Origin of the sequence: Kitasatospora griseola, from assembly GCF_014648555.1 — a bacterium.
Taxonomy (GTDB): Bacteria; Actinomycetota; Actinomycetes; order Streptomycetales; family Streptomycetaceae; genus Kitasatospora; species Kitasatospora griseola.
The window spans coordinates 547,474-554,401 of record NZ_BMRI01000001.1 but is presented as its reverse complement, the minus strand read 5'-3'; the positions used below and the strand labels follow the sequence as shown (position 1 = coordinate 554,401).

6 protein-coding genes are annotated in these 6,928 nt (G+C 73.6%); 5 read left to right on the top strand and 1 reads right to left on the bottom strand.

From position 1 onward, the window contains the following. Window positions 1–176: 176 nt before the first annotated feature. The 4 genes from IEZ12_RS02465 (at window position 177) to IEZ12_RS02450 (ending at window position 3,845) form a co-directional block, all read left to right on the top strand. Window positions 177–869 carry a SigE family RNA polymerase sigma factor gene (locus IEZ12_RS02465; protein WP_189270495.1) on the top strand — a complete coding sequence of 231 codons (693 nt, stop codon included), beginning with the start codon at window positions 177–179 and terminating at the stop codon, window positions 867–869. After that, complete coding sequence (locus IEZ12_RS02460) at window positions 862–1,947, top strand: hypothetical protein (RefSeq protein WP_189270494.1); 1,086 nt, start codon at window positions 862–864, stop codon at window positions 1,945–1,947. The genes IEZ12_RS02465 and IEZ12_RS02460 overlap by 8 nt, the downstream gene beginning before the upstream one ends. Window positions 1,948–2,247: 300 nt before the next feature. Further along, window positions 2,248–3,171: an ABC transporter ATP-binding protein gene (locus IEZ12_RS02455; RefSeq protein WP_373295427.1), complete on the top strand. Its 924-nt coding sequence runs from the start codon at window positions 2,248–2,250 to the stop codon at window positions 3,169–3,171. 8 nt (window positions 3,172–3,179) lie between these two features. Continuing rightward, window positions 3,180–3,845, top strand: coding sequence for an ABC transporter ATP-binding protein (locus IEZ12_RS02450; RefSeq protein ID WP_043914025.1), 666 nt, complete (start codon window positions 3,180–3,182; stop codon window positions 3,843–3,845). A gap of 11 nt (window positions 3,846–3,856) precedes the next feature. On the opposite strand, the gene IEZ12_RS02445 is transcribed toward IEZ12_RS02450, so the two are convergent. Next, a complete protein-coding gene (locus IEZ12_RS02445) occupies window positions 3,857–4,684 on the bottom strand; it encodes a patatin-like phospholipase family protein (RefSeq protein WP_189270493.1) in 828 nt (275 codons plus the stop codon). A 128-nt stretch (window positions 4,685–4,812) separates the two neighbouring features. Here IEZ12_RS02445 and IEZ12_RS02440 point away from each other — a divergent pair. Then, a partial coding sequence (locus tag IEZ12_RS02440) for a sensor histidine kinase (RefSeq protein WP_229847152.1) occupies window positions 4,813–6,928 on the top strand: 2,116 nt, incomplete at its 3' end.

The following is a 6,928-nucleotide window of genomic DNA, read 5'->3' as shown; positions in this document are numbered from 1 at the left end:
CACAGCGCCGATGGTACTGCAGGGGGGACCCTGTGGGAGAGTAGGACGCCGCCGAACAATTCTTCAGAAGAAGCCCCTCGCCTTTACGGCGGGGGGCTTTTTCGCATTCCCGGGCAGCAGGCGAACAAGTCCGAGGCTGTTGCCGGGTGCTTCGGTGCACGGCACACTGTGGCGTCATGGTCGTGGAGCAGGACGAGGGGGCCGGCGGCAGAGCCGGCCGGGGCGGCGACGACTTTCGAGTGTTCTACGAGGCCGCGTACGGTCAACTGGTCGCGCACTTGTATGCGCTGACGGGTGATCTGGGTGAGGCGCAGGATGCTGCCCAGGAGGCGTTCGTCCGGGCGTGGAACCACTGGGGGCGGCTGGTGTCGCACGAGAACCCGGTGGCGTGGGTCCGGCTGACGGGGCAGCGGATCGCGATCAGTCGCTGGCGGCGGGCGCGGACGGCGTTGCAGAGCTGGATCCGGCACGGGGACGCGAGTTCGCCGGTTCCGGGGCCGGGGCCGGAGACGGTGGCCTTGGTGGAGGCGCTGCGGAAGCTGCCGGAGGCGCAGCGCTCGGCGCTGGTGTGGCATCACATGGGGGGTCGTTCGGTGGCGGAGATCGCCGCGGACGAAGGGGTGCCGGTCGGGACGGTCAAGGCGCGGTTGCATCGTGGGCGGCAGGCGTTGGCGGTGCTGCTGGGGGAAGAGCCGGCGGCGGTCGCGGAGGAGCCGACGGTCGCGCCGCTGCGGTCGGCTCCGGCGGCTGCCGCGGGTGAACGGGCTGCGGGGAAAGCGGAGTTGACGGGGGTCGGCGAGGGTGACGGGGAGCCGGTGGCGATGCGGTTGACGGAGGCTCGGGTGCGAGTGGCGGATTCGCATGTCTAGACCCGAGGCGGAGACGCCGGGGCCGGTGGCGGAGGACCGTCCGGCGATCGGCGCGGCGCGGCTGGACGCGATGTTCGACGGGTTGCGGCGCGAGGTGGTGCTGGGAGTGTCGGCGCCGCCGAGTGCGGAGGTGGTGCGTCGCGGGATGAGGCGTCGTCGCCGTCGGGCGGGTGCAGTGGCGGTGGCGGGGGTGCTGGGCGTCGCGGTGCTGTGGTCCGTGGCGGCGGTGGTGCCGGCGCCGACGGGGCACGGGGTGGCCGGCTATCCGGTGCCTCCGACGGCTGCGGCGCCGCGGCCGACGGTGGATCTGCCGTTCCCGGAGCCGCGGTTGTCGGGGCCGCCGTCGGTGGACGGGGCGGCGCAGTGGGCGTCGTTGGAGTCGGCCGATGCCGCGGTGCGGGCACTGGTGCTGGATGCGTCGCGGCTGCCGAGCGTGCTGGGCGGGTACGGCCCGTGGACGGTGCCTCAGCCGGAGGGCCCGTCCGCGTCCGGTTCGCCGGCGCAGCCCACCGCGCCGGCTTCGCCCGCAGGCGGCAACTCCGCGGGAACCGGCGGCACTTCACCGTCCGGACGTCCGTCCGGAAGTCCGTCCGGGAGCCCCTCCGGCCCTGCCGCAAGCCCATCGGGAGGCGTGACCGGATCCCCGGGTGCGGGCTCGTTCGCGGACGGCTGTGTGTCGCGGCTGGTCCGTACGGCGGGCGCCGAGCAGTTGTGGGGGCAGCAGTACGTGGACGCCGGTCACCCGGAGGCGTCGGCGCTGCAGGTGGTGATGCGGTTCGGGTCGCCGCTGGCGGCGGAGTACCAGGCGACCCGGCTGATGCGGGGCGGGGAGTGCGTGAGTTCGGGGGCGGGCTGGACGGTGGAGCAACAGGTCGGTGCGGTGGTGTCGTTGGGGGTTCGGCAGCCGGTGGCGTACGCGGAGGAGGTGGCGGTGCACATCAGCGGGACGATGGTGGCGGTGCTGACGGTGCGTCGCGGTGGGCGGGGGGTGACGCCGGCGGCGGGGTTGTCGGATCCGTTCCGGGCCTCGGCGGAGGAGTTCCTGCAGCTGCGGGCGTCCGATCCCGGGGTCGGCTGAGGCTCGCGCGGGAGCGGAACGGCCGGGTGGGGCGAGGTGGCCGGGCGGTGTTCGGAGGGTTTCGAAAAAAGTCCGCGAACCGATGCAACCGGGCTGCTGCGGGCCGCGTTGGTGTGGTGAGGTCGCTGCCGATCGGGGTGGTGGCCTACGGGGGTACGCCTGGTCGGGTGGTCGGGGCAGAACAGGGGACTGCCCCGCCCGCCCGGCCGGGTGTCGGACCGGAACGCAGGCCGTGGTGAGCGGTGGCTCCGGCGGCCGGAGGGGAACGCGGTGGGGGCTGAGACGGTGGGGGTGCCGGCGGTGTCGGAGCCCGAGGGGCTGGACGAGCTGCGCAGGCGGGCGGTCGCGGCGGGGCCGCCGCCGGTCGAGGGCATGGTGGTGTGCGAGAACCTGATGCGGATCCACCGTTCCGAGGGCGTCGAGGTGCAGGCCCTGCAGGGGCTCGATCTGACGGTCGAGGACGGCGAGTTGATCGCGGTGGTGGGCGCCTCGGGTTCCGGCAAGTCGACGTTGCTGGGGATCCTCGCGGGGCTGGACGTGCCGACGGCGGGCAGTGCCCGGGTGGCGGGGTACGACCTGCTGGCGATGGACAAGAAGGAGCGGTTGGCGTTCCGGCGCCGGACGGTGGGGTTCGTCTGGCAGCAGACGGCGCGGAATCTGTTGCCGTACCTGACGGCGGTGGAGAACGTGATGTTGCCGATGGGGTACGCGCGGGTGCCGCGACGGGATCGGCAGCGGCTGGCGGCGGACCTGCTGGGGATGCTGGGCATCGCGCACCTGGCGGGTCGTCGGCCGGCGGAGATGTCGGGCGGTGAGCAGCAGCGGGTGGCGATCGCGGTGGCGAACGCGAACTCGCCGGCGCTGCTGCTGGCGGACGAGCCGACGGGTGAGTTGGACAGCGCGACCAGCGAGGAGATCTTCGCGGCGCTGCGTTCGGTGAACGAGGAGTTGGGGGTGACGGTGCTGATCGTCACCCACGACCCGATGGTCGCTCAGGAGGTGCGGCGCACCGTGCGGATCCGCAACGGGCGGACCTCGACGGAGGTGCTGCGTCCGGAGCGGGGCGAGCCGGGGGTGGAGTACGCGGTGCTGGACCGGGTGGGCCGGTTGCAGTTGCCGCAGGACTTCACGGAGGCGTTGGGGCTGAGCCGCCGGGTGCGGCTGGCGTTGGAGGAGGACCACATCGGGGTGTGGCGTGCGGAGGGATCGGAGGTTCGCGGGTGACTGGCGCGATGGTGGTCGTGGAGGACGTGCACCGGACGTTCGGCGCGGGTGACCGGGCGGTGCACGCGGTGCGCGGGGTGTCGTTCACGGCGAAGGCCGGGGAGTTGACGGCGCTGCGGGGCCGGTCGGGGTCGGGGAAGACGACGCTGCTGAACCTGGTGGGCGGTCTGGACATGCCGTCGGCGGGGCGGATCAGCATCGCGGGGATGGACCTGTCGGGTCTGGACGAGTCGGGCCGGTTGGCGCTGCGGCGGGACCGGATCGGTTTCGTGTTCCAGTCGTTCGGGCTGATCTCGGTGCTGACGGCGGCGGAGAACGTCGGGGTGCCGATGCGGTTGCGCCGGGTGGCGGTGAAGGAGCGCGAGGAGCGGGTCCGGACGCTGCTGGCGCTGGTGGGCCTGGCCGATCACGCGGCGCAGCGGCCGACGGAGCTGTCGGGTGGTCAGCAGCAGCGGGTGGCGGTGGCGCGGGCGTTGGCGAACGAGCCGGCGCTGTTGATCGCGGACGAGCCGACCGGGCAGCTGGACTCGGACACCGGTCTGGCGATCATGGAGTTGCTGCGGGCGGTGGTGCGCAGCGAGGGCGTGACGGCGCTGGTGGCGACGCACGACCCGCAGCTCATGGACCTGGCGGACCGGGTGCTGGAGCTGCGGGACGGCAAGATCGTCGAGTAGCCGCGCGAAGGTCAGGTCCAGAGTTCGCGGACCTGGTCGGCGACCCGTCGGGCCTGGGTGCGGCCGGCCTCGGCGGCGGGGGCGCGGACGGTGGTGTCGAGCGGGTTGGCGCCGAAGGCGGCGAGCGCGTCCTCGTCGGGGGTGAGGGCGAGGGCGGCGCCGGTAGCCCGGAGCGTCTCCAGTTCGGTGGCGAGGTGGTGGTCGGTCATCGGCGCGATGACCAGGACGGTCTGCCGGCCGGCCATCAGGTCGGCGTTGGTGTAGCTGCGGATGCCGCCGTCCATGTAGCGGTGGCCGTCGATCTCGACGGTGGGCCAGATGCCGGGGATGGCGCAGCTGGCGGCGACGGCGTCGACCAGGGGGACGCCGCTGTGGCGGTCGAAGGTGCGGAGTTCGCCGGTGTCGGCGTCGACGGCGGTGAGGGTGAGCGGCCGGTCGGGCCAGTCGTGGGCGGGGAGCCGGCCGGCGATGACGTGGCGTCGTTCGGCGGCGGGGACGGTGTCGGCGTCCAGGGCGAGGCGGCCGAGGCGGCGGCGCAGTTCGGCGGGGTCGGTGATCTCGGCGAGCAGGGCGCCGTAGATTTCGAGGAAGGCGCCGAGGGTTTCGGTGGGCGGGACGATCTCGTGGTTCTGCCGGGCGGGGTCGGTCTGTCGGAGGTGGAGTTCGGCGAGCGGGAGGCCGGAGGCGAGTTGGCCGCCGACGGTGGCTCCGGCGGAGGTGCCGAGGATGTGGTCGGCGGTGCCGGGGAGGTCGAGGCCGGCTTCGGCGAGGCCGTGGAGCAGGCCGGTCTCCCAGGCGATGCCGGCGAGTCCGCCGCCGCCGAGTACGAGTCCGCGCATGTGGGTCCCCCTGGAGTCGATCGATTCGTTCGGCATTGTGGCGCAACGGGCGTCAAGAAGTTGACAATTCTTCAGCCAGGCCAGCCTGATCAGCGGATATTCCGATTGCAGGGCTTAATCTCGGGGGCATGGTGCACACGGGCCGCGGCCGGCTGCGGATCTACCTCGGGGCGGCCCCGGGCGTCGGCAAGACGTACGCCATGCTCGCCGAGGCGCACCGCCGACTCGAGCGCGGCGCGGACGTGGCGGTCGGATTCGTGGAGACCCACGGGCGCGCCCGCACCGCCGAACTGCTGGACGGCCTGGAGATCGTCCCGCGCCGCACCATGACCCATCGCGGCGCCGAGTTCACCGAACTCGACCTGGACGCGGTGCTGGACCGCGACCCCGCGGTGGTGCTGGTCGACGAGCTCGCCCACACCAACGTCCCCGGTTCGCGGCACGCCAAGCGCTGGCAGGATGTCGAGGAGCTGCTGGCGGCCGGGATCGACGTGATCTCCACCGTCAACATCCAGCACCTGGAGTCGCTCGGCGACGTGGTCGAGGGCATCACCGGCGTCCGCCAGCGGGAGACCGTGCCGGACGAGGTGGTCCGGCGCGCCGACCAGATCGAGCTGGTCGACATGTCGCCGCAGGCGCTGCGCCGCCGCCTGGCGCACGGCAACGTGTACGCGCCGGAGAAGGTGGACGCGGCGCTCGCCCACTACTTCCGGCCCGGCAACCTGACGGCGCTGCGCGAGCTGGCGCTGCTGTGGACGGCCGACCGGGTCGACGAGTACCTGCAGCGGTACCGGGCCGAGCAGGGCATCCAGGGCACCTGGCAGGCCCGGGAGCGGATCGTGGTCGGCCTGACCGGCGGCCCGGAGGGCGCCACACTGATCCGCCGGGCCGCCAGGATCGCGGCCCGCGGCAGCGCCGGCGAACTGCTGGCGGTGCACATCTCGCGCTCCGACGGCCTGTCGGGTTCCTCGCCGCAGACGCTGATCGAGCAGCGCGCGCTGGTGGAGAGCCTCGGCGGCAGCTTCCACTCGGTGCTCGGCGACGACCCGGCGGCCGGGCTGCTGGACTTCGCGCGCGGCGTCAACGCCACCCAGATCGTGATCGGCACCAGCCGCCGCAAGGTCTGGCAGTACGTGTACGGGCCGGGCGTCGGCTACACGGTGACCCGGGACTCCGGGGACATCGACGTCCACATGGTCAACCACGAGCACGCGGCGCGCGGCCGGGGCCGGATCCCGATCCGGAAGGTCACCGACCTGGGCCGGACCCGGACGGTGGCGGGCTGGCTGATCGGCGTGGCCGGGCCGCCGCTGCTGGCGCTGGTGCTGAGCCGGTTCCACGGGCAGGGGCTCTCCACCGACATGCTGCTGTTCCTGTCGCTGACGGTGTGCGCGGCGCTGGTCGGCGGGCTGTACCCGGCGATCGCCTCGGCGCTGGTCGGATCGACGGCGCTCAACTACTACTTCGCGCCCCCCATTCACGCCTTCACCATCGCGGAGCCGCAGAACATCCTGGCGGTGGCGATCTTCACCGCGGTCGGCATCGCGGTCGCCACCGTGGTCGACCTGGCCGCCCGGCGCAGCCATCAGGCGGCCCGTGCCCAGGCCGAGGCGCAGACCATGTCGGCGCTGGCCGGCACCGTGCTGCGCGGCGCCCCCACCGGCGAGGGGGTGCTGACGGCGCTGCTGGAGCAGGTCCGGGAGACCTTCCAGCAGGAGGCCGTGGCACTGGTCGAGCGCGCCGACCCGCACGCCCCCTGGCGCGCCGCCGCCGCGGTCGGCCCGCGCCCGCCCGCCGGTCCCGAGCAGGCGGACGTGGACGTGCCGGTCGGCGAGCGCCTCGCCCTGGTGCTGCGCGGCCGGGTGCTGCCCGCCGCGGACCGGCGGATGCTCGGCGCGTTCGCCAACCAGGCCGCCGTGCTGCTGGAGCGCCGCCGACTGGCCGGGGAGGCCGCCGCCGCCCGCCGCGAGGCCGAGGGCAACCGGATCCGCACCGCGCTGCTGGCCGCCGTCTCGCACGACCTGCGCACCCCGCTGGCCGGGATCAAGGCCGCCGTCACCTCGCTGCGCGCCGAGGACGTCGAGTGGGATCCGGAGGACGAGGCCGAGCTGCTGGCCGGCATCGAGTCCGGCGCGGACCGCCTCGATCATCTGATCAACAACCTGCTGGACATGAGCCGCCTGCAGACCGGCACCGTCACCCCGCTGCTGCAGCCCACCGACCTGGACGAGGTGGTGCCGTTCG

Coding starts and splice junctions, on each gene's coding strand:
- IEZ12_RS02465 (WP_189270495.1), top strand. CDS start 177: ATGGTCGTGGAGCAGGACGAGGGGGCCGGCGGCAGAGCCGGCCGGGGC.
- IEZ12_RS02460 (WP_189270494.1), top strand. CDS start 862: ATGTCTAGACCCGAGGCGGAGACGCCGGGGCCGGTGGCGGAGGACCGT.
- IEZ12_RS02450 (WP_043914025.1), top strand. CDS start 3,180: ATGGTGGTCGTGGAGGACGTGCACCGGACGTTCGGCGCGGGTGACCGG.
- IEZ12_RS02445 (WP_189270493.1), bottom strand. CDS start 4,684: ATGCGCGGACTCGTACTCGGCGGCGGCGGACTCGCCGGCATCGCCTGG.